Source organism: Hyphomonas adhaerens MHS-3 (assembly GCF_000685235.1).
Classification (GTDB): domain Bacteria; phylum Pseudomonadota; class Alphaproteobacteria; order Caulobacterales; family Hyphomonadaceae; genus Hyphomonas; species Hyphomonas adhaerens.
This window is the reverse complement of the sequence record NZ_ARYH01000001.1, coordinates 166,668-189,426: the sequence shown is the minus strand read 5'-3', so window position 1 is coordinate 189,426 and position 22,759 is coordinate 166,668. Positions and strand designations below refer to the sequence as shown.

The following is a 22,759-nucleotide window of genomic DNA, read 5'->3' as shown; positions in this document are numbered from 1 at the left end:
ACCATTCCGCATCATATGTTCGGAATCTCATGCCAACTGATCACTTGATGACATATGCCCGACGCCGGGTCTAAACGACGTTTGCGCGAAGTGTAAGCAAGCGCACTATACACCCCCCGGGCAAGGGCTTACCCCGCCGTTCCCGTCCGCTTCTCCGTTACCTGAACAACGTTCACGGCATCGCGCGCCACGGCCCGCAGGAACTCAATCGTTTTCAGTTCCTTGGCGTGTTCCTCATCCGGCTTCACGCCATAGTCGCGGTTGGAGGAGAGCTTCACGATGGTGATGCCCCGGCCGGGGTCGACATAGATGAACTCGTTATAGACGCCCATGGCGCAGAACTCGCGCGGCGCAGTGCTCAGCACCCACCACTGGAAGCCGTAGCCGAGTGACTGGCCATAGCCTGATGGCGCGTCTGGCAGGGTAAAACCGCCAGGCATCAGGTGCGGCATGTCGGGGGAGAGGGATTTGTCGACCCAGGCTTCCGGAACGATTTGGCGCCCATGCCAGTTGCCGCGATTGCGGTAAAGCTCGCCCAGCTTGGCATAGTCGCGTGCCGTTGCCGTGAGGCCGCCGAAGGCCATTTCCACGCCGTCCTTGTCAACGATCCAGCGCGCCGGGCTTTCCGCGCCGAGCGGTTCCCACAGCTTTTCCTGCATGTAGGCGGCCAGCGACTTGCCCGTGGAGGCGGCGACCAGCATGCCGAGCACCTGGGTGTCGATCGAATTGTAGAGCCGGTACATGCCGGGCTTGCGGGCCGGGGCCAGCGAACGGGCGAAATCGGTCAGCGATCCGCCGAGCGCAAAGGTGCGGGCGAAACGGTTGATGTCGGATTTCCAGTCGCTGTAGTCCTCGTTCCAGGACGCGCCGGAACACATCTGCAGCACCTGTTTGATGGTGACGCCATCATAGGCCGAGCCTTTCAGCGCAGGCACATGGTCCGTGACCGGATCGTAGATCGAGTGGATGTGACCTTCTTCGATAGCGATCCCCACCAGAGCCGAAACGAAGCTCTTGGCGACCGACCAGGACAGCCAGTCCTGCGTGCGCCCACCTGCGCCAGCATAGGTTTCATGGATAATTTCGCCGTCTTTCAGGACAAGCATGGCGGCGGTGTCTGTATCTTCGAGGAATGTGTCCGTATCGAAGGACTGCCCATCAAATTCGAATGTCTCCGGCAGGTCCTGAAAGGCTGCCTCCGGGAAGGGGGTGCGGTGCGCCGCAGCCGGGATTTCGACCGTTGGGAAAATTTCGGCGATGTGGCTGAAGGTCCAGTCCTGGCGCGCGCCGGAGAAGAGCGTCGGAGCGAGCCGGATACGCAGAAGCGTGCTGCGATAACGCCATGCAGCCAGCGCAAGCAGTGCGGCTGTGACAGAAATGATCGCCGAAAGCGGCAGGTGCGCAACAAACACGATGGACCCCAGACTCAATCCTGCCGGGGCATTCCCGGACTTCAGGAACAGGGGTAACCGATCTTGGTTTCTGCTGGCCTTGGGCGGGGGATGAAACTTGCGCTCCGCCGGCAAGACTTTGTTTACGTCATGCCGAAACGTTCGTGCATCAGCGTGATGCTGGCGACCTTGTGGATGAGCCCTTCAAAGGCGATCTTCTGTTCGCCCTCCAGCATCTTCACCATGTTGAGCGCATTACGGGCCCGGTCAGGGGCGATCACCGGCTGCTCTTCCAGCGCCTTTGAAGCGAACACGTCTTCGTACATCTGCATCATCGGGTCTTCAGCGTTGGTGACCGGCGGGGCGAGGAAGGGGTGTTTCTCGCGGGTGTAGACCTCGTCGATGAGCACGTCTTTGGCAGCTTCCCGCAGCACATGTTTTTCGGTTATGCCCCGGACTTTCATGTCGATGGGAAGGCGCGCGGCACATTCAGCGAGGCGGTGATCCAGCATCGGCACCCGGCCTTCTACCGAATGGGCCATTTCCATCCGGTCGCCCAGGAAGGTGAGGATGAAGTTCGCCATATGCGTTTTGGAATTCAGATACAGCGCCTGATTGAGGCGCGGGCGGCCATCCAGCGCCTGGCTCACCGGCAACCGGTCCATCACATAGGTGAACGGGTTGGCGGTGGGGTGGATCCCCGCCATCATCTCGTCGCGATAGAGCGAGGATGAGATGCGGCCGAGCTGGCCATAGGTTTCCATGAAGGACGGGACCCAGCCAAGACGGGCGGCGACTTCCTTGATCGCCGGATCATCGGCGCCATCCCGCATGAAGATGGCGCGGGCGGCAGGGTTCGACTCGAAGATCTGCTCGATCATGGCCTGGGAGTCTGCCTCACTGCGGCCATTGCCATGGTGAAGGATCGCATCGCGCTTGAAGGGCAGGTATCCGCCCAGCATCTCGTCTGCGCCTTCACCGGTCAGAACGACCTTGATGCCGCGCTGGTTCACGGCGCGGCTAAGCAGGAATTTCGCTACGCCATTGGCATTCACGAATGGTGTTTCGGCGTGCCACACCGCATCGGAATAAGCCGAGGCGAGGTCCTTTCGTCCAACGATGATGGGATTGTAGTTCGCGCCCGCAAAGGCGGCCTGTTTCTCCGCGATAGGGGCCTCATTGTAGAGTTCGTCGTCAAAGGCGAGCGTGTAGCATTCGATCGGCCGCGACAGGCCTTGCTGCGCAAAGCCGAGCACGGCGCAGGAATCGATCCCGCCGCTGAGATAGCAGGCGACCGGAACGTCCGCGACCAGACGGTCCTGGATAGACTCCTTCAGAATGGACCGGAATTCTTCAATGCATTCCGCATCGCTGCGCTCATCAAGGGCAAGGGCGGACTCGGTCGGGAAGTTCCAGTCCCAATAGGTATAGAGCCGGATGTTATCCGGCGTGGCGATGGCATATTGCCCCTGCGGGACCGACCAGATGTCCTTGAACAGCGTGCGGGCATGGTCCCGGAAGAGGAAGCCGTCATAGAAGGCGGTTTCAAGGTCCCAGCGGGCCGGCACGCCGAGGGCCAGCAGCGCCTTGATCTCTGATGCGAAATACACCGCCCCCTGATGAACCGTGTAGAACAGGGGCTTGATGCCGAACCGGTCGCGGATGGCGATCAGGCAGTTCTGCCGCTCGTCTGCGATGACGATCGAGAACTCGCCGCGCAGTTCCTTCAGCGCCTGCAGCCCATAGTGCAGGTAAAGATGCAGCGCGATTTCGCTGTCAGTCTCGGTCTTGAAGACCGCGCCTTCAGCGAGAAGACGGTCCCGGATTTCGCGGTAGCCATAAAACTCGCCATTGACGACAATGTGGACATTGCCGTCCGAATTGCTGATCGGCTGGGCGCCATTGTCCAGACCGATGATCGACAGGCGCGTGTGCCCAAGGAACATCGACTGGTTTTCGGAGACCCAGGTCTCCGAAGATTCCGGTCCCCGATGGGTCAGCGTTGCGACGGCTTTGTCCAGTGTCGTGAGCGACACCTTGCCGATTCCTGCGATCAGGCCACACATAGCGTCATCTCCGTTGTTTCTGGATGTCGTTCACCCAAGTGCCTTCAGCATTTGTGGCACGAGGGCTTCGTTGTGAATGCAAATATTGGCGACCGATTCGTGCGAAAAGCTTGCGCCTGTATACCAGGTTTGCCGTTCACCCTGCATCTGGCGCATCCGGGCAATCAGGCCTTTCCGGATCGCGCCGGGGTCGTATTCGGGGAAATATTCCCAGACTTCCTGCTGGATCACGGCGTTGATGCTGCCGCCGCGCCGGGTCACTTCCTCGCGCAGGATTTCGATCAATTCCGGTCCGGTATAATCGCCCGGAAGCTGGTTGGCGATGTATAGGTGGCCACCAAGCCCGGCATCATACCCTTCACGCCGGGCAGACATCAGCAGGCCGGGTTCCACGCCCGGCAGGCAGGTCTCGCTGTAATACTCGATCTGTTCCTCGAACCAGTCTTCGGAAGAAATCAGGGTCGTCGCATAGCCGCCCCAGTGAATGGAATCGCCGACGACGCGTTCTGATTCGGTGGGCTCCAGCAGTGCGGAGAAGCGATCGACCGGCATGGCGCAGATCAAGGCATCGAAGGTCTCTTCAGTCCCGTCATCCAGCACGACCATGTGCTGGTCTCCGGACCTGTCGATGTGCCGGACATGTGTTTCGAGGCGTACATCCATGTCCTTTGCCAGGCGTTCCCAGAACTCACTCCAGCCTTCCACAGGCATATAGATCTTGTTCAGCGTACCGGAGAGGATGAGGTCCATATCCACCCAGCGCATGGCGTGAACGACGGGCACGGTTTGCAGGTCGCCATAGCCCATGCCGGTGACCGTGCGCATCATCATCTTTTCAATCTTGCCAAGATTACGGGCGCGTAGCCAGTCGACTGCCGGGGTCGCCGCTTCCTCAAGCGCCTTTTGTGGTGGCGTATCGGAGTTCAATGCTTTCAACAGCTTACGGCGTGCCAGGACATAGGAAATGCCTTGAACGGCGAGCGGTGCACCGGGGCCGGAATTGAAAAAGTCGCGCGCCGGGATTCCGTCGATCTTGTGCGGCACGATCTGTTGGATCGTGATTCCTTGCTCGCGCATCCAGTCCATGACCCGGCGGTGGGACATGATGGTGTAGCACGTGCCGAATTCAATCAGGTCCTCGCCCTGACGCACGCTCAGGGACTTTCCGCCAACCCGGTGGGTTTTCTCGAAAAGGGTGACGGAATGACCGCTCTGCTCCATCAGGAGTCGAGCGATCGTCAGGCCAGCTGGACCTGCGCCGAGAATGGCGATCCGCTTTGCGCCCGGCTTCATCTGAACTACTCACAACAGCATTGGCAAACAGGACTAGCCAATTGCGCCGCCGATGCAAGGCGAATGCTGTCGCTTTGAAGATCAGGGCCGGAAAACTTGCCCGCGAAGGCGTGAAATCAGCCGTTCACAGTCCGGCGGGAAGGCGCGGATTCGTCTTTGAGAGCCGTTCCTGTGCGCGGCTTGGAGCTGTTACCCACGATGGCCGAGGTGGGCAGCGTGATCGTGATGGCGTTGCCGATCTTGTTCAGCGGCCGCACAGCGATTTCAGCGCCCTGGCTGTTCAGGTATTTCTTGATCAGTGCGAGTTCGAGGCCGCGCGTCACGTACTGGTCTGCACCGGGCCGGGTTTCGTCACCGTAAGGCTCGAAGAAGTCAGCCACTTCAGCCGGGCTCAGCGGACGGCCGCGATCGACGATCGTCACATGAATACGGCCTTCCTCGTCCGGCGTGCAGGTCAGCACGATCGGGTCGATCGACACCATGGAAGCCCGCTTGAGGAGTTTCACTACGGTCGACGTGAAACGGGGACCGTCGATCATCACAACATCGAGGTCTTGCGGGATCGACACCTTGATCCGGTCGAAGGTCGATTTTTCCCAGGTCGCGGCAGCCCAGAGCTGTTCCGGCGAAAGAAGCTCGCGCAGGTCTTCCGGGGCTTCGTTCGAGAACGTCCCGCCAGATTCCCCTTCGGCGTATTCTTCAATGTCGCGCACAAGATCGAGCAGGTCGCGGGCAACCTTGTCGATGCTGTCGCAGTGGCCGCTGATTTCCTCGCGCGAGAACTCGATGCGGGAGCCTGACGACATCGCCGAAGCGAGGGTCATGATGTATTTCAACGGTCCGGCAAGGTCTGTGGAGGCGCGCGAGATGAAGCGCGAGCGAGCAGCCAGGGCGTCATTGATGGTTTCCTGCGCGGCCAGCAGCGAGCGCTGCGTTTCTTTCTGCAGGTTGATGTTCGTATGCGTAACGATGAAATTCCGGTTGGTGGACTGAGTGACCGACCGGATGAACCAGTCGCTGCCTTTTACCGAAATTTCCTTCGTGCCGAGATCAGCTGCCGTCGGAACAAAGTCGGGGAAATAGTTCTGGTGGTACGTGTTCGCGACCAGGCGTTCGCCTGTTTCCGTGAAAATCGCAAATCCATGCCGGGATGTTTCCAGGGATTGCTTCAGGAGATTGTGCGCGCGCTCGGTTTCGGTCCGGGATTCAACCAGTTCCAAAGTTGACTGGAAGAAGTTCCGGGAGCTGACAAGCAGGGCGATCGAGAGGGCGAGGCCGAACAACGTCGCCGTCATTGCCGTCGCAGTGTGATGCTGGAGAAGGGCCAGAAGCTGCACGACCGTTGCGGCCGTCATGTACCGGGCTGCCACACCCACCATAGGGGCGGTAAAGCCGACCACGCCGCAGCACATGCCCATGGCAACGCCGATCATGGTCAGCTGCTGTGCTTCGGTCTCTGCGATCGGTGTCAGCATCAGGCCCGTCCACCACAGTCCGAGCAGGAAGGAACCGAGTTCTGCCCGTTTTACAAATCGGCCGGAGGGGACACGTCCCGTGCTGAGATCAAGCGGACGCAGGCCACTCCAGAACATGAAGACGGAATAGAAGGCGACAGGCAGCCACCAGAAAAAAGCAATCGGAGAAAAACCGGAAGGGGAGGCCGCCGAGAACATGGCGAGCAGGATCGTGGCATTGATCAGCGTCACGACGCTGATCGGGATCTTGTATTTCTGGAACCGGCTCAGCATGTGCAGGTTCATCGGCCCGCGCACGCTCTCGTCGATCTTCGGCGAGCCGAAGAGGATCAAGTCAAGGAACGTAAAACGGGTCGCCGCATTGGTCATGAGGCCAAAGAACCACAACTCGGATAAGTTATAGTTCACACCGAAAAGAGAATTACAGTCGCAGATTAACCACTTGTTCACGCGCAAATCTGCTGTGCCTGCGCCTGTTCCCGGAATTTTGGCGAGTTAGGCGTGTTAAGGGTGGCGGGCCATGCCTGCGGTTACGTTCTTAACTGACCTTGCAAGTATTCCACAGGCCAAGCCCCGGATTTGTCTCGATCTGTCGCCGTAACAGGGCTTTTAGGTATTCCTACACCTGCCGGGGATATGGTTACCGCCACAAATCCAGGCAGGTCAGGACAGGCATGACATCAACAAGCTCCAAATTCGGCTCGGCACGCTTGTGGGCGGGCCTGCTGGCAGGCGTAATTTTCCTGAGTGTCGTCGTGCTGAGCGTGCTGAAGCAGCAGCTGGGCCGGCCGGGACCGGATGGCGACGACATCATGCGGCTGGTACAGGTCCGCGACTTGCTGGCAGGGCAGGGCTGGTTTGATCTGCATCAATACAGGCTGGGACCGGATGGTGGCACCCTGATGCACTGGTCGCGCATTCCCGACATTCCGACTCTTTTTCTGACATCGCTGTTCGACTTTTTCCTGCCAAGCGAGACCGCACTTGCCTGGGCGATCACGATCTGGCCACCGATCAGCCTGCTGATCGTCCTGGGCGGGCTGGCGCTGGCTGTCCGCAATATCGGCGACGGCAAGCTGCTGGTCTTCACCTTCATCGTCGCGCTTTTTATCCTGTTCGGACATTTCCGCTTTCTGTCCGGTGCGATCGACCACCACAATCTGCAGCTCGGCTTCCTTGCTGTGGCGGTCGGGGCGTCGCTCGACCGGCTGGTGAGCCCGCGCAACATGATTCTCAGCGCCGTGATGCTGGCGCTTTCCGTGGCCGTCGGGATCGAGCTTTATCCTTTCGTCGCGGTGCTTTGCGCCTTCCATGCGGTCGATTGGGCCTTGAGAGGGGCAGAGGTCCGCAACGGCACGCTGGCCTTTGGCGCGGCGCTTGCCGCTGTCATTGCGGTCTGCTTCTTCGGGACGGTGCCGCAAGCGGCCTGGGGACAGGTCTATTGCGACGCCTTGTCTTCGATTTCCTTTCTTGCCCTGGCGATAGGTGGTGGAGGCCTTGGCCTCTGCGCGGCGTTCCTTTCGGGATATGGGCGGCTCATCCGCTTTGCCGGTCTTGCCGCAATTGGTGCGGCGTGCGCGGGCTTATTCCTGTTGCAAGGGCCGCAATGTCTCGGCAGTCCGCTGGACATTCTCACACCTGACATGCGCGATATCTGGTTTGGCAGCATCATTGAGGCACGCCCGATGTTCGCGCAGCAGGGCGGACGCTGGCCATTCGTGGCCTATGCAATGGGGCCAAGCCTTGTGGGGTTCGGCGTTTCAATCGCCGGGCTGCTGCGGCGCAGAGATGTCCGCACGGATCTGATGTTCGCCTTGCTTCTGGCGCTCGGTCTCGTCCTGATGCTGTACCAGACACGTTTTTATGTATTCGGCAGTTTGCTGGCGATCATTCCATGTGCGGTGTGGGCGAGGGATGCCTATATTGCCGGGCGTAAAGAAGGGGGGCGGCGCACGGGCTATCTCCTGCCGCTCGCGCTTTCCAGCCCTACACTCTGGGCATTGCCGGTGATGCTCGTCTTGCCATCGTCAGCCCCCGTCATCGGCGGGGAGCAGTCCTGTCTGTCGGACGAGACGCGTGCGGCACTGGACTCGGTGCCGCCCGGCATGATTCTGTCCGACGCGAATACCGGTGCAGCGTTGCTGGAGATGACACCGCATTCGGTGATGTACGCGAACTATCATCGCGACATTGCGGGCATTTCCGCCAGTCTCGAAGCCTTCGGTCTGCCGCCGGACAAAGTGCCGGCGCTGCTCGCAGAAAACCAGGTCGATTATGTTCTGTTTTGTCCCAACGCCGGACAGAACAGCACGTTCCAGCAGCTGCAACCGGATGGTTTCCTTGCCCGGCTGGCCGCAGGTGAAGTTCCTGATTGGCTGCAGCCTGTGAAGCCGCTTCCGGAGGATGAGGCCTCCGGCCGGTTCTACCGCGTCGTCCCTGAAAACTGAGTGGTCTCTTCCCCTTGCGGGACGTGTTGACCGTCAACCAGCGCGTGCCACTATCGATAAAAAGTCGATAAAGTGGAGGAAAAGGGCATGCAGTCGGGAAAGGATGGAACGTCTCTCAGCATTGCCGTGCTCGGCGCGGGCATGAGCGGCCTGGCAGCGGTCGCGAAGCTGAAAGAGGCCGGTTATTCGAAGATCGACCTGTTCGAAAAGTCGGACGGTGTCGGCGGCACCTGGCGCGATAATACCTATCCGGGGTGTGGCTGCGATGTACCCAGCCATCTCTACTCTTATTCCTTCGACCTCAATCCGGACTGGGACTACAAATGGTCGCTGCAGCCGCAGATCCTTCAATATTTCGAAGACTTCGCGGACAAGTTCGGCGTACGTCCCCACTGCCACTTCAATTCAGAGATCACCGACTGCAGCTATGACGAAGCCAGCCGCACCTGGACGCTGACAAAGGCGGACGGAACGACTCATACCGCAGATGTGCTCATCTCCGGCCTTGGCCAGCTGAACATTCCCTCCATTCCGGATTTCAAAGGCAAGGACAGTTTCGGAGGGGCCTCCTTCCATTCTGCCCGCTGGGATCATTCCGTCGACCTGAAAGGCAAGAAGGTTTGCGTGATCGGCAATGGACCAAGCGCGGTCCAGTTCCTGCCCGAGATACAGAAACAGGTCGGGAAACTGATCAATTTCCAGCGGTCGCCGGCCTGGTGCCGTCCGCGCGGCCAGCGGAAGTACACGGAAGCCGACAAGCGCGCTTTCGACAAGCAGCGGTGGCGGATCAACTGGTATCGCTGGCGCATCCGGGCCTTCGCCGATTTCGGCTTCACCGCCTTTCACCAGGGTGAGAGCGGTCTGGCGAAGTCGATGAAGAAGATGTGCCTGAAACATCTCGAAGACCAGGTGAAGGATCCGGAGATGCGTGCCTTGCTGACGCCGGACTTTGAACCGGGCTGCAAGCGCATCCTCATCTCGGACGACTATTACCCGGCTCTGATCCAGCCGAATGTCGAGGTGATCCGTCAGGGGGTGAAGGAAATCACGCCCCGGGGCGTCGTCGGTGACGACGGTGTGGAGCACGCCTGCGATGTCATCATCTATGCGACCGGCTTCCAGTCGACCGAATTCCTGACCCCGATGCAGGTCCATGGCCGGGAAGGGGTGTCCCTGAACGAAGTCTGGAAGGATGGCGCTGAAGCGTACAAGGGCGTGGCTGTCCCCGGCTTTCCAAACTTCTTCCTGCTGTACGGCCCGAACACCAATCTCGGGCACAATTCCATCATCCTGATGGTGGAACGCCAGCTGGAATACGTGATCCAGGCGATCGGCCGGATTGCGGCGAAGGAAGTTGCGGCGCTGGATGTGAAGCCGGAGGCGATGAAGGCTTACAATGACAAGCTTCAGGCGGACCTCGGCAAGACGGTCTGGGCGGGCGATTGCGCCAGCTGGTACAAGACAGAGAGCGGCAAGGTGACCAACAACTGGTCCGGCAAGACGACCGAATATGCCGCGATCATGCGCAAATTTGACCCCGACAGCTGGCAGGTCATTCCCGCTGATTGAGCCAGGAGATTAAGGTCCGCTAACCCCTTGTTTACTATTCGTGTACGCGGCGTTCGAATGCCGGATACCGCGTTTTGGGGTGCCGTCGCGAATCTTCAATAAAAGCAACGGGAATCGCGTAACAGAACGGAGCGTTCCGTTTATCTGCGCGCCATCCCTTGCATTAAAGCGGCGTTAACGGCAATGGGTTTATGGGGCTGTGTAGGGAATTACACACGCGCGCCGGGATTTGTCGCCCGGCCGCTCAGGAAAAGAGCGCGGTAAGACATGATTGGTAGCCTCCTCGGCATGCTGTCTACGGACATGGCCATCGACCTCGGCACAGCCAACACGCTGGTCTATGTGAAGGGGCAGGGGGTTAAGCTCGATGAGCCCTCCGTCGTCGCTTACATGACGCAAGGCGGCCGAAAGATCGTCTATGCCGTCGGCGAGCAGGCCAAGAACATGCTCGGCAAGACGCCTGTGAACATGGAAGCCATCCGCCCCATGCGCGATGGCGTGATCGCCGACTTCGAAGTCGCCGAGGAAATGATCAAGCACTTCATCCGGAAGGTTCACAACCGCCGGGCGTTCGTGTCTCCGCTCATCATCATCTGCGTGCCCAGCTCCGCCACCAGCGTCGAGCGCCGCGCCATTCACCAGTCGGCCCTCGCTGCCGGGGCGCGTGAAGTCCACCTGATCGAGGAACCCATGGCCGCTGCCATCGGAGCCGGCCTGCCAATCGATGACCCGGCAGGCTCAATGGTCGTCGATATCGGCGGCGGTACGTCCGAGGTGGCTGTGCTGTCGCTGGGCGGGATCGTTTATTCCCGTTCGGTGCGCGTCGGCGGCGACAAGATGGACCAGGCCATCGTCAACTATCTGCGCCGCGAGCAGAAGATCCTGATCGGCGAAATGTCTGCCGAGCGGATCAAGAAGGAAATCGGCACGGCCCAGCCGCCGGAAAACGGCACGGGCATGTCGCTGACCGTGCGCGGCCGCGGAACGCTGGATGGTGTGCCGAAAGAAACAGAGATCAATGAGGCGATGATCGCCGATGCGCTGTCGGAACCGGTGAATGATATCATCGACGCCGTGAAGATCGCGCTGGAGGCCATGCCACCTGAACTGGCGGCCGACATTGTCGATCGTGGTATCGTGTTGACGGGCGGCGGCGCATTGCTGCGCAACCTCGATGCCGTGATCCGCGAACAGGCCCAGCTGCCGGTGATGATTGCGGACGATCCGCTGCGTTGCGTGGTCAATGGCTGTGGTCACGTGCTGGAGAATTTCTCCAAGATGCGAAACGTCCTCTCTCCGGAGGTCTAGGGACGGTATAATCAAGGAAACACCAGAGGACTCGCCATATGGCACGTTCGGGCCGGTCAGCTCAGAAAGGCGTCCGGCGCTCTCCCAAGCGCCTCGTCCTTGGTGTGCTCATTTTTGGGTTCGCAGCCCTGATTATTGCGCAATCCGCCCCGCAAATCAGTCAATTTTTCAACCCTGTACGCGCCTCGGTCGGTGATCGGCTTGGCGGCGGCGAACAGATTGGCCTGTGGGCCCGGCTGACCGGGCAGGTGGCGCAGGAAAAGCGTATCCGGGAACTGGAAGCCGAAGTGCGGGACCTGTCCCGCTACAAGGCTGCGGCCATTTCCATGGCCGACCGCCTGGAAGCGTATGAGGAAATCCTCAACCTGATGGGGGAACCGCCGGCGCGCGGGGTGACGGCGCGGGTGACCTCTGAAAGTGAAGGCCCCTTTGCGCAGACGCTGCTGGCCAATGCGGGCCGGTCGCAAGGCGTGGAGCCGGGCTCCATCGCGATGAATGAAGGCGGCCTTGTGGGCCGCGTCATCCAGCTTGGGGAGCGGTCGTCGCGCATCCTCCTGGTGACAGACTTTAACAGCCGGGTCCCGGTCATCGGCGAAGTGTCGGGCGTGCATGCCATCATGCAGGGAGGGGCGACCAGTTCCGGCGCCCTGACAGACCTGCCTGAGCGGAGCGCTTTTATTGAGGGCGAGCGGATCCTGACGTCGGCCGAGGGCGGGGCGTACCCGCGCGGGCTGGTCGTCGGCGAGGTGCATCAGTCCGGCAATGACTGGCGTGTCAAATACGCGATGAGCGAAGGCTCGTCCGGTTATGTGCAGCTGATTCCGCCGCCAACGGTGGAGCGGCCGATCCCGGCCGGTGATCTGCCGGCGCTTGAGGGTGATGCCAGCCCGACGCAGGGGGCGCGCCGCTGATGCCCGGCTCCTTCCTGACCCGGCGGAGGCAAAGTCTTTGGGCCAAGTCAGGCCCCACACCCCGGCTGCTTTTCGGGTCGTTCCTGATCGCCACTGTCGGTCTCTTCGGCCTGACTCGGAACGACATTTTCGGATTGTCGTTCGCATGGCCACATGCCGCGCTCTGGGGCGCCGTCGGCTGGGGCCGGGTTGGCCTGTCGATCCGGCCGATGATCATCCTGATCATATTCGGCGGGATACAGGACGTGATCTTCCACGCCCCGATGGGCAGCTTTGAAGTGGTCAATCTGCTGACCTACGCTGCGAGCACGGCCATTTCGTCAGAATTCGATATCACCAATGAGCCATTGATCGCGATTGCTGCGACAGTCCTCCTGTTCGCCGGGGCGTTTCTGGTACTCTGGATCATGGCGTCGACCCTCGAAGACCATCCGGTGCGGATACTGCCCCTGATTGCGGCGATGCTGACGACCGGGCTGCTCTATGCCCTGATCCACAAAGTGTTCGACCTTGGCCGCAGGCCGGGAGAAACGCCGGGGCAGGCAATATGAGCAAGGGATTCCACCCCGATCAGGAATTCTCCCGCCGGATGTTGATGGCCGGCGTTGGCGGCGGTGTCGTCTGGGCCGGCCTGGTCGCACGCCTGTTCCAGCTGCAGATCCTAGAAGGCAAGAAATACGACAAGCTGGCCAATGAAAACCACATCAAGCTGGAACTCGCCCCACCCCAGCGGGGGCGGATTCTGGACCGTTTCGGCAAGCCGCTCGCGTCGCACCGCCGGGCCGGACGGGTCACCGTCATTCCCGAACAGCTGGACGACCCGGCGGCAACGATTGCCAGCATCGGCCGGCTGATCGAGCTTTCCGACGGGCAGGTCGAGCGCGTTCTGAGGGATATCCAGCGCGCCCGTCTGCGCAGGGCGGCCTTCCTTCCCGTGATCGTGGCGAATGAATTGTCCTATGAAGACTTCGCCCGGATGAACGTTCATGCCGTCGAACTGCCGGGCGTTCAGGTCGAGATGGCGCTGACGCGGTCCTATCCGCGCGGACGGGATTTCGCGCATGTCCTGGGCTATGTCGCCCGGGCCAGCCAGGACGATCTGGACCGGCTGACCGAAGGCAAGACGCCGGACGAAGCTACGACGATCGAACGGATGTTCCGGCACCCCGACATGCGGACGGGCCGGCAGGGCATGGAACGGTTTGCGGAAGAATGGCTGCGCGGAAAGCCGGGCTTCAAGAAGCTGGTGACCAATGCGGCCGGCCGCGTGATCGATCAGATCCCGGACGAACGCCTTGCGCCGGAAGCAGGCAAGGACCTGTTCATCACGATCGACATGGACCTGCAGCGCGTTGCGATTGAGCGGTTCCAAGGGGAAAGCGGCGCTGCCGTCGTCGTCGATATCGACAGCGGCGAAATCCTTTCCATGGTTTCGACGCCGGCCTTCGATCCCAATGATTTCGTCAACGGGATTTCAAGTGCCGACTACGCAGCCTTGCGTGACAATACCCGCTCGCCGCTCTATCCGCGGGCGCATGGCGGGGTGTACCCGCCGGGGTCGACGTTCAAAATGGTCGTCGCGACAGCGGCGCTTGAAACCGGCGCCATCACGCCGAGCGACAAGGTGCATTGCAACGGCTACTACCATTTCGGAAACCGGACGTGGCACTGCTGGAAAAAGGGTGGCCACGGAACGGTGGATCTGCACGGCGGCATCAAGGGGTCGTGCGATGTCTACTTCTATGAGGTCGCCCGCCGGGCCGGCGCGCAGGCGATTGCGGACACGGCGCGCAAGTTCGGCTTCGGCCAGGCCTGGACCCTTGGCATGACGGGCGCCCGCGGCGGGCTTGTGCCTGATCCGGAATGGAAACGGCGGGTCCGGAAAGAACCCTGGTATGAAGGGGAGACGTTGAACTTCGGGATCGGGCAGGGACAGCTGGGGGTCACGCCTCTGCAACTCGCCCTGATGACCGCGCGCATCGCAACCGAAGGACACGCCCTGAAGCCGAGCCTGATCGGCCTTGGCCCGAAAGATCCGGATGAACATGTGCTTGATGCGCATCTCGATGCCGAAATCATGAAGCTCATGAAGTCGGGCATGTATGGCGTGACGTCCGAATGGGGCGGCACGGCGCGCAGTTCCGGCGATCTCGGGCTCGGCGGCCCGCGCCTCGCGGGCAAGACGGGAACGGCGCAGGTTCGCCGCATTACAACGGCTGAACGCGCCACCGGCGTCCGCAAGGGGGAAAGCATCGAGCGCGAGTTGCGGGACCACGCCCTGTTCGTTGCCTATGCCCCGGCTGAAAATCCGAAATATGCGATCTCTGTCGTCGTCGAGCACGGGGAGGGCGGCTCGCGCACCGCCGCGCCGGTCGCCCGCGATATTCTCGCCCACGCCATCCGCACCAATAGCGGCCGCAAACCGGCATGGACGAAGAGTGCGTCCATCAATCGATCCGATGAAGAAGGCACGCCGACATGAGTCGCGACGGCAGCTTCAGCGGCTACAGCCGGGGGGAAGCGCGCACGCGTACCGCCCGGTCGCTCAATTTTGACGGCACCTCTTCCGGCCTGCTTGGCAAGATGGCGCGGCTGCCCTGGGGGTTCATCCTGCTGATCGTCGCCATGGCGCTGATCGGCATCGCGATGCTCTATTCATCGACCTATACGAATCCGGCCGAGCAGCATCTCTGGAAGCTCCAGCTGATCCGTTTCGTCGTTTGCTTCGGCATCATGATCGCGCTGGCCCTGTTGCCGCTCTCCTGGTGGATGAACCTGTCCTGGCTGGCCTATGCGGGCACGATCCTTCTCCTGTTGGCGGTGGAGTTCTTCGGAACAACCGGTGGCGGGGCCCAGCGCTGGCTGAGGATCGGCCCCGTGGCGGTTCAGCCTTCGGAGTTTGCCAAGCTTGCCGTGACGCTGGCGCTGGCCCGGTATTACCACGGCATGCTGGGCGCGAATGGGTCCCGGTTCCTGATTCATATCGGTGCGGCAGTGATTATCCTGATCCCGGCCGCGCTCGTCTTTCTTCAGCCGGACCTTGGGACCGCACTTGCGATCATCGCATCCGGCGGCGTGGTCGTCTTCCTGGCGGGCCTGTCCGGCCGCATCATTCTGGCCGGGATGACCGCCGCGGCGGCCGCCGTCTGGCCGGTGTACCAGTTCGTGCTGGAACCCTATCAGCGGGGGCGGGTGGACACATTTCTCGCCCAGTTGTTCGGATCCAGCGGGGCGTCCACCTCATTGGGCGAAAGCTACCAGATCGAACAGGCCAAGATCGCCATCGGCGCAGGCGGGCTGAACGGGAAGGGCTGGCTGCAGGGCATCCAGTCCCAGCAGGACTATGTGCCCGAACAGCATACCGACTTCATCCTGACGGTGATCGCGGAGGAATTCGGCTTTCTCGGCGCGACGGCCATTCTGGTCGGCTTCGCGATCCTTCTCGGCTGGTCGCTCTACACAGCGTTCCAGTCCGCCAGCAATTTTGGCCGTTATGCCGTTGCGGGTGCGACGGCGACGGTCGCGTTTTATGTCGTGTTCAATGTGGCCATGGTGCTCGGCCTTCTGCCGGTGGTGGGCATGCCATTGCCTCTGATCTCATACGGTGGCACAGCCATGCTGACGGCGATGTCCTGTTTCGGCTTGATCCTTTCGGCCTATCTGCATCGCGACGACAAACTGAATACAACGGGGTTGTTCTGACCCTGACGCAGCATATGGCGTTGATTTTTGTTTCTCCGCCTATAGTTTCGCGCGAAACATTATACCCTGGGGAGAGGGAAATATGGCAACAATCGCCCGCAAGGCAGACACATGGGGCTCACGCTTCGGGTTCATCATGGCTGCCGTTGGCTCTTCGGTCGGCCTCGGCAATTTCTGGCGGTTTCCATACACGGCTGGTGAAAACGGCGGTGGCGCGTTCATCCTGATCTACATCGCCTGCGTCATTCTGATTGGCCTGCCGGTGCTGATGGCCGAGTACGGCATGGGCCGGAAATCCGGCATGTCGGCCGTGGAGGGCGTTGAGTCCCTCGCGCGGGCGGAAAGCAAGAGCCAGCGCTGGGGCTTTGTCGGCTGGGTCGGCACGATTACGGCCTCCTTCATCCTGTCATTCTACATGGTGATCTCGGCGTGGCTGCTGGCCTTCGTGATCCAGGCCTTGAAGAACGGGTTCGCCGGCATGGACGCGTCCAGTTCGGGCACCAATTTCGCCAATGTCATCGGGCAGGGAGAGCATGCGCTCGCCTCCAAATGGTACATGCTGGCGCTGCTTGCCCTCTTTATCATTGCAAACATTGCGGTTGTCGGCCGGGGCGTGAAGGGCGGAATCGAGAAAGCCGCCAGCATCCTGATGCCGGCCTTCTTCCTGATCCTTCTGGTCATTGTCGGGTTTTCCCTGACGCGCGGCAATGCCGGGGAGACGTTCGCCTTCCTGTTCCAGCCCAAATGGGAGGATGTCGGCTTCAAGACCTTCCTTGAAGCGGTGGGCCAGGCCTTCTTCTCCATCGGGGTCGGCGTGGGCCTGATGATCACCTATGGCGCCTATCTTGACCGCGGCACGAATATTCCGCGATCCTCCGTGATCATTGCAGGATCGGACACATTTGTGGCGTTGATTGCAGGCTTTGCGATCTTCCCGATCGTGTTTGCTGCCGGGCTGGATCCGGCCGGCGGGCCGAGCCTCTTCTTCGTCTCGATGCCGGTGGCCCTCGGAAACCTCGGCGCGGTTGGCTACCTGATGTCGATCCTGTTCTTTGCGCTGGCCCTGTTTGCCGCGTTCACCTCTTCGATCTCGCTGCTTGAAGTCTCGGTTTCCTGGCTGGAAGAACGGCAGGGTGTGACCCGGATGGGCGCGGCCATGGGCGTCGGCTTCATGCTGTGGATGATCGGCGCGGCCTATATCTTCTCGACCGAATATCTCGACTTCATGGATTTCATCACCGGCAATGTCCTGCTTCCGCTGGGCGGTTTGCTGGTCGCGATCTTTGCCGGCTGGGTCCTGTCACGTGACATGCTGACCTCCGAGCTGGGCGAGGGGAACATCATGAATGTCTGGCGGTTCCTGATGCGCTGGTTCGTGCCGGCCTTTGTCGGGTTCGTCCTGTTCTTTGGCTTCTTCGACAAGATCCAGGACCAGTACCACGTCCAGTTGCCGGGTTTCCTGGAAACCCTGCTGGGCCCGAATTACGAGCTGCCGCCTGTGGAGTGAACGGTCTTCAGCGGGCACGCCCGCACCCTCACGAACACCGTCTATAGACCCTCAATACACCTTATATAGAAACGCCCTCCACGCGGTGGAGGGCGTTTTCATATGGGTCCCGGAGATAAATCTCGGATCTGGCAGCGATCAGGCGCGGACTTTCGAGCCGTAGACGCCGGCAAAATGATCCGTTGCCTGAATCAGCTTGTCGACAATGCCGGGCTCCATCGAGGAGTGGCCGGCATCCGGCACGATGTGAAGCTCAGCTTTCGGCCAGGCTTTCGACAAGGCCCAGGCCGTCGACAGCGGTGTCACGACATCATAGCGGCCGTGAACAATCACGCCCGGAATGTCCTTCAGCTTTTTCGCGCACTGTTCCAGCAGCCAGTTGTCGCTGGCGAAGAAACCGCGATTGACGAAATAGTGGCACTCGATCCGGGCGAAGGCATCGACGAAATCATCTTCATTGAAGCGCGGCGGCGTGGTCAGCGGCCCCTTGATGGACAGGGTTTCCCCCTCCCAGCGCGACCAGGCCCGGGCGGCCTCGATCCGGCTTTGCCGGTCATCGCCCGTCAGGCGGCGATGGAAGGCCATCAACAGATCGTCGCGCTCATCCTCCGGGATCGGGGCAATGTATCGATCGTAGGAATCGGGGAACAGGCGGCTGGCGCCGCTCTGGTAAAACCATTGCACTTCCGGTTTCGACACAAGGAAGATGCCGCGCAATACTAATCCGAGAGTCCGGTCCGGATGAGTCACGCCATAGGCGAGTGAAAGGGTCGATCCCCACGATCCGCCGAACACAAGCCACTGATTGACGCCAACATGGTCACGCAGTGCCTCCATATCGTCCACCAGGTCCCAGGTCGTGTTTTCACGCAGTTCGGAATGTGGTGTGGACCGTCCACAACCGCGCTGGTCGAACAGGAAGACGCGATACCGCTCAGGGTCGAAAAACCGCCGCATTTCGGGGCTTGAGCCGCCTCCGGGGCCGCCATGAAGGGCGATCACGGGCACGCCATTCGGGTTGCCTGATTCTTCCCAGTAGATCTCATGAATATCTGAAACCCGCAGCCGGCCGGAGCGCCGGGCCTCGTAACGGGGATATAAAATGCGGCGTGGCGGGCGTCTATTCATTCACTCTTCACCTAATTTCGTTCAAACTGCCGTCTGAGGTGGACATGGTTCCCGTCGTTACGTACAGAATATTACGTATTGGGGCCCAAACAGAATGCAGGTGGCTGTTTGATGCGTAGCGTAATTCTGGGTGTATCCCTATGCCTTCTTGCAGGATGCGCAACCGTTTCCATGGTACCAGGTCAAGCTCTGGTGCAGGCGGGGCTGTCCCAAAATCAATCTTCCCTTCGTACAGCGTCAACGGAATATTGCGACGCGGCCGTCGATGCCGGCTGGGTGAAATCCAATAGCGGCCTTGCAGGGCTCGCCAATACGCTGATCAACGGCATTACCAATGACCAGGCGCAGGCGAATACATATGCCGCGCGGATTGGGGCAGGGTCTGAAGCCCCGGCGCTTGTGCTCGCCCGGATCGTTTCCGACAGCCAGGCAGCACGGACCGGACTGGGCAAAGTCAGCCGGGAGGCCGACTCGCTGCTTGAGGAAACCGGCGCACAGACGGCAACCCGCGCAGACGTGATGAGCTATGAACGGGCCCTTGTCCGTGCACAGATGGCCTATCGCAGCTTCCAGAGCGCGCTTGGCGAAGTGGCTGCCCGCCCTGACATGGACATGGATACAGCGCCGGTCGACAAGGAACTCGGCGCCTTCGAAGATGTCATCGACGATGCGCGCGAAACGGCTGACCGCCTCGCCGAAAAATACGCGTCCGTGAATTCCGCAACGTCCTGAACTGCAGCGGCCGGACCGCGGCGCCCTAGTTTGACGGTCTCAGGCTGCTGATCGCAGCCAATGCCCAACCAACCAGCAAGGACACGCCGCCAATCGGCGTGATCGCGCCGAACCAGCGGGGCGCGCCAAGGGCCATGCTGTAAAGTGTGCCGGCAAAGATGCATGCGCCGACCGCCATGAACCAGCCGCCGCTGCGCAAAAGGCCCGTACGGCCGGACAGGGCGATCGCCATCACGGCCGCCGCATGCGGCAGGGCATAGAGTGTTGCCGTGTGCCACCAGTCGGCGCCTTCGGCTGTCAGGCGGCCATCCAGCGCATGCGCGCCAAAGGCGCCGAAAGCGACGCCGAGAAAGCCGATCAGCGCAGCGAAGGCCGCCAGCCGGTTCAAGCGGCCGTTTCCTTCCGGGGCAGGGCGTAGGTGACGACGGCATGGCTGGACGGTTTGGTCGCGCCCTCGACGCGCACGTCCACATCCATCACCGCCAGGGTCTGCCCGATCTTCATGATGCGGGCGTCCGCCAGCACGACGTCCCCGATGCAGGGACGCAGGAAACTCATATTGAGACTGCTGGTTACGGCCATTGGCTCCAGTCCGGTAACGGTCATCACGGCAAAATAGGAGGCCGTGTCGACCAGCGACATCTGTGTCGGCCCGGAGATATAACCGCCAGGACGCAGATTCGTCTTGTCGGCCCTTAGTCGCACCACGGCGCGGCCTTCCACCATTTCCACGATTTCCGTGCGCACCGACTGGCCTTCAAAGGCCTGGCGCAGGAATGTGTTGGCTTCCTCCGGATTCATTTTACAGGACATGTTGCCTCCCTCGCGTCACCCCTTGTCGCCGGGGCTTCCCTCGTACACCCTAGCTTGCATGAACGGCCCGCCAAGAGGTCACCCAGAGGAAGGAAGTGCGAACTATGCTCACCGCCGGAGACGAATATCCAATCCACCAGACACCGGAACCGGTTGCCTTTTCAGGATCTGACCGGAATTTCTACGACCGGTACTTCTACAATGGCTATTCGTCTGACGGATCCGTGTTCTTTGCCGCCGCGATGGGCGTCTACCCGCACCTGAACATTATCGACGGCTCCGTGTCGGTCCTGCATGACGGCAAGCAGAGCTCGGTCTTCTTCTCCCGCCCGCTGAACATGGAGCGGATGGACACCTATATCGGCGGCATGTCGGTGGAAGTGCTGGAGCCGCTGAAGCGGATCCGCCTGAAGCTTGAAGAGACCGAAGGCATCGCGCTCGACGTGGAATTTACCGGCCGGGCCTTCCCGGTCGAGGAGCCGCGCTTCACGCGCCGCCAGGGCCCGCGGATGCTGATGGACCTGACGCGCATGACGCAGAACGGCCACTGGTCCGGCAAGCTGCGCATCGACGGCAAGGAGATCGAGGTCGACCCCGCCAGCTGGAGCGGCACGCGCGACCGGTCATGGGGCGTGCGGCCCATCGGGGCGCAGGATGCCCAGCCGCTGATCCCGCCGCTGGAGCCGCAATTCTACTGGATCTGGACGCCGACGAATTTTGCGAACCAGGCGCTCTATTTCCACGTCAATGACGATGGCGCCGGGGAGGCGTGGAACAAGCGCGCCGTGCTCGCTGCGGATGGCGCGAAGCATGGCGAACACCTGCATCTCGACGATGCGCAGATGGATATGACCTACGCGCCGGGCACGCGCCGCATGGCGAAAGCGCGCCTGAACATGAAGGATTCAGAGGGCAATCCGCATACGGTGGATTTCGAGCCCATCGGCACCTTCCTGATGCGGGGCATCGGATACGGCCATGAAAAGTTCAAGCACGGCATGAGCCATGGCGACCAGCTGGTCGTCGAGCGGGAAGACATGGACCCGAACGCGCCGTGGAACATCCCGGAGAATTTGCATATCCAGGCAATCGTCCGGGCACATCACGAAGGCCCGGGCGGCCAGTCGTCGGACGGGATTGGCGCGTTCGAGCAGCTGTTCATGGGCCCGCACGCGCCGAGCGGATTCAAATCCATGCTCGACGGTGCCGGGGAGTAGGGCGGCTCAGCCCGCCATCGCCTGCCAGACCTGGGCGGCGAGCGTGATTGCGCGCATGTCGCCCGTGGTGGTGCCCTCCATCCGGTTCATGGCGTAAGCGATGGTCATCCGGTTCTCCATGTCCACGAGAACAATCGACCCGCCATAGCCGCCCCAGAACATCGACTGATCGTTCAGGGCCGGTGACATCGGGCCGGAGAGGCCATAGCCGAGCCCGAACCGCACCGGTATGCCCAGTACCATATCGGTGCCGTCCACCTGGCATTCGAGCGCCTTGCGGCACCCGGCTTCCGACAGGAAACGCTTGCCGTTCATGACGCCGCCATTCGCCAGGATTGCCTGGACCGTGGCGATGGAGCGGGCATTGCCTGTGCCGCCGGCCGCCGGAATCTCGGCCCCGCGCCAGGCGCGTGTCCGCGTTTCCGACACATCAATGCCCGGGTTCTCGAAGGCCACACGCTGGATTTCCGATTGTGCTGCGCCGCTGAGACCGGCGCCCGGGGGCGGCTTCAGATGCGCCACACGGTGATCCTCCGAGGCCGGAAGGCCGATATGGAAGTCTGCGCCCAGCGGCTCGGCAAACTCTTCCCGGAATACGTTGCCCACGGTGCGGCCGTCGATCCGCCGGATCACTTCGCCGACCAGATAACCTTGCGTGAGCGCATGATAGCCGGAGGCTGTGCCGGGTTCCCACAAGGGCGCCTGTGCGGCGAGCAGGTTTGTTGCCTGCTCCCAGTCGTACAGAACGCGCTTGTCGAGCGGGTCCGCCCAGCCGGACAGGCCGGCAGAGTGGCTCATCAGGTGGCTGACCTTGACCGCCTCCTTGCCGTTGGCTGCAAATTCCGGCCAGTACTCGGCGACCGGCGCATCGAAATCCAGCTTGCCCTGATCGGCCAGCCAGAGGGCCGTCAGCGCCGTCATCGTCTTGGTCGTCGAATAGACGTTGACGATCGTATCCTCTTGCCACGGGCGTGTGCGCTCTTCGTCGGCCCAGCCGCCCCAGAGGTCGACAACTGTCTCGCCATCCCTGGTGACGCAGAAGGATGCGCCGATATCCGTTCCGTCGCTGAGGTTTTTTTCGAACTGTTCTCTTACGGCTGCGAACTTGTCGTCCACCATGCCGCCCACGTTCCCGTCAGGCATTCATCTCTCCCTGTTTTCCCGGGAAGGTAGCCGCGCAGGCGCCTTACAGCAATCGAA

The 22,759-nt window shown here is 61.2% G+C and carries 18 protein-coding genes; 10 read left to right on the top strand and 8 right to left on the bottom strand.

Going from position 1 to position 22,759, the window contains the following annotated elements; translation table 11 throughout:
- Window positions 1–128 precede the first annotated feature (128 nt).
- The 4 genes from HAD_RS00865 to HAD_RS00850 all read right to left on the bottom strand — a co-directional run bounded on the left by HAD_RS00865 (window position 129) and on the right by HAD_RS00850 (window position 6,675).
- Entirely contained in the window at window positions 129–1,430 is a 1,302-nt protein-coding gene (locus HAD_RS00865) for a serine hydrolase domain-containing protein (protein WP_206741235.1), read from the bottom strand.
- A 104-nt stretch (window positions 1,431–1,534) separates the two neighbouring features.
- A complete protein-coding gene (asnB, locus tag HAD_RS00860) occupies window positions 1,535–3,457 on the bottom strand; it encodes an asparagine synthase (glutamine-hydrolyzing) (RefSeq protein ID WP_035568732.1) in 1,923 nt (640 codons plus the stop codon).
- Between the two features lie 30 nt (window positions 3,458–3,487).
- Window positions 3,488–4,750: an FAD-dependent oxidoreductase gene (locus HAD_RS00855; protein WP_035568729.1), complete on the bottom strand. Its 1,263-nt coding sequence runs from the start codon at window positions 4,748–4,750 to the stop codon at window positions 3,488–3,490.
- Window positions 4,751–4,866: 116 nt separating this feature from the next.
- On the bottom strand, window positions 4,867–6,675 hold the full coding sequence (locus tag HAD_RS00850) for a sensor histidine kinase (RefSeq protein ID WP_156942110.1): 1,809 nt from the start codon (window positions 6,673–6,675) through the stop codon (window positions 4,867–4,869).
- A 224-nt stretch (window positions 6,676–6,899) separates the two neighbouring features.
- Between HAD_RS00850 and HAD_RS00845 the strand changes: the two genes are divergently transcribed.
- The 8 genes from HAD_RS00845 (at window position 6,900) to HAD_RS00810 (ending at window position 17,669) form a co-directional block, all read left to right on the top strand.
- A complete protein-coding gene (locus HAD_RS00845) occupies window positions 6,900–8,672 on the top strand; it encodes a hypothetical protein (RefSeq protein WP_035568724.1) in 1,773 nt (590 codons plus the stop codon).
- 87 nt (window positions 8,673–8,759) lie between these two features.
- Window positions 8,760–10,241 carry a flavin-containing monooxygenase gene (locus HAD_RS00840; RefSeq protein WP_035568722.1) on the top strand — a complete coding sequence of 494 codons (1,482 nt, stop codon included), beginning with the start codon at window positions 8,760–8,762 and terminating at the stop codon, window positions 10,239–10,241.
- A gap of 267 nt (window positions 10,242–10,508) precedes the next feature.
- Window positions 10,509–11,549, top strand: coding sequence for a rod shape-determining protein (locus tag HAD_RS00835; RefSeq protein WP_034763228.1), 1,041 nt, complete (start codon window positions 10,509–10,511; stop codon window positions 11,547–11,549).
- Between the two features lie 38 nt (window positions 11,550–11,587).
- Entirely contained in the window at window positions 11,588–12,460 is an 873-nt protein-coding gene (locus HAD_RS17680) for a rod shape-determining protein MreC (protein WP_051595810.1), read from the top strand.
- A complete protein-coding gene (locus HAD_RS00825) occupies window positions 12,460–13,011 on the top strand; it encodes a hypothetical protein (RefSeq protein ID WP_035568720.1) in 552 nt (183 codons plus the stop codon). Before HAD_RS17680 ends, HAD_RS00825 begins: the two co-directional genes overlap by 1 nt.
- Window positions 13,008–14,942, top strand: coding sequence for a penicillin-binding protein 2 (gene mrdA / locus HAD_RS00820; RefSeq protein ID WP_035568718.1), 1,935 nt, complete (start codon window positions 13,008–13,010; stop codon window positions 14,940–14,942). Before HAD_RS00825 ends, mrdA begins: the two co-directional genes overlap by 4 nt.
- Entirely contained in the window at window positions 14,939–16,162 is a 1,224-nt protein-coding gene (rodA, locus tag HAD_RS00815) for a rod shape-determining protein RodA (protein WP_199285835.1), read from the top strand. The genes mrdA and rodA overlap by 4 nt, the downstream gene beginning before the upstream one ends.
- Window positions 16,163–16,244: 82 nt before the next feature.
- Entirely contained in the window at window positions 16,245–17,669 is a 1,425-nt protein-coding gene (locus tag HAD_RS00810; protein WP_035568716.1) for a sodium-dependent transporter, read from the top strand.
- A 138-nt stretch (window positions 17,670–17,807) separates the two neighbouring features.
- Here HAD_RS00810 and pip read toward each other — a convergent pair whose 3' ends face one another.
- Complete coding sequence (gene pip, locus HAD_RS00805) at window positions 17,808–18,797, bottom strand: prolyl aminopeptidase (protein ID WP_035568714.1); 990 nt, start codon at window positions 18,795–18,797, stop codon at window positions 17,808–17,810.
- Window positions 18,798–19,073: 276 nt separating this feature from the next.
- On the opposite strand from pip, the gene HAD_RS00800 reads away from it, so the two are divergent.
- A complete protein-coding gene (locus HAD_RS00800) occupies window positions 19,074–19,529 on the top strand; it encodes a hypothetical protein (protein WP_156942109.1) in 456 nt (151 codons plus the stop codon).
- Between the two features lie 25 nt (window positions 19,530–19,554).
- Here HAD_RS00800 and HAD_RS00795 read toward each other — a convergent pair whose 3' ends face one another.
- Both HAD_RS00795 and HAD_RS00790 read right to left on the bottom strand, forming a co-directional pair.
- Window positions 19,555–19,917, bottom strand: coding sequence for a DUF423 domain-containing protein (locus tag HAD_RS00795; protein WP_035568708.1), 363 nt, complete (start codon window positions 19,915–19,917; stop codon window positions 19,555–19,557).
- Window positions 19,914–20,342: a PaaI family thioesterase gene (locus HAD_RS00790; RefSeq protein ID WP_035568705.1), complete on the bottom strand. Its 429-nt coding sequence runs from the start codon at window positions 20,340–20,342 to the stop codon at window positions 19,914–19,916. Before HAD_RS00790 ends, HAD_RS00795 begins: the two co-directional genes overlap by 4 nt.
- Window positions 20,343–20,446: 104 nt before the next feature.
- Between HAD_RS00790 and HAD_RS00785 the strand changes: the two genes are divergently transcribed.
- Window positions 20,447–21,559 (top strand): Rv3169 family protein, encoded by a 1,113-nt coding sequence (locus HAD_RS00785; protein WP_035568702.1) that lies wholly within the window; start codon window positions 20,447–20,449, stop codon window positions 21,557–21,559.
- A gap of 6 nt (window positions 21,560–21,565) precedes the next feature.
- On the opposite strand, the gene HAD_RS00780 is transcribed toward HAD_RS00785, so the two are convergent.
- A complete protein-coding gene (locus HAD_RS00780) occupies window positions 21,566–22,702 on the bottom strand; it encodes an EstA family serine hydrolase (protein ID WP_035568700.1) in 1,137 nt (378 codons plus the stop codon).
- Window positions 22,703–22,759: the final 57 nt, after the last annotated feature.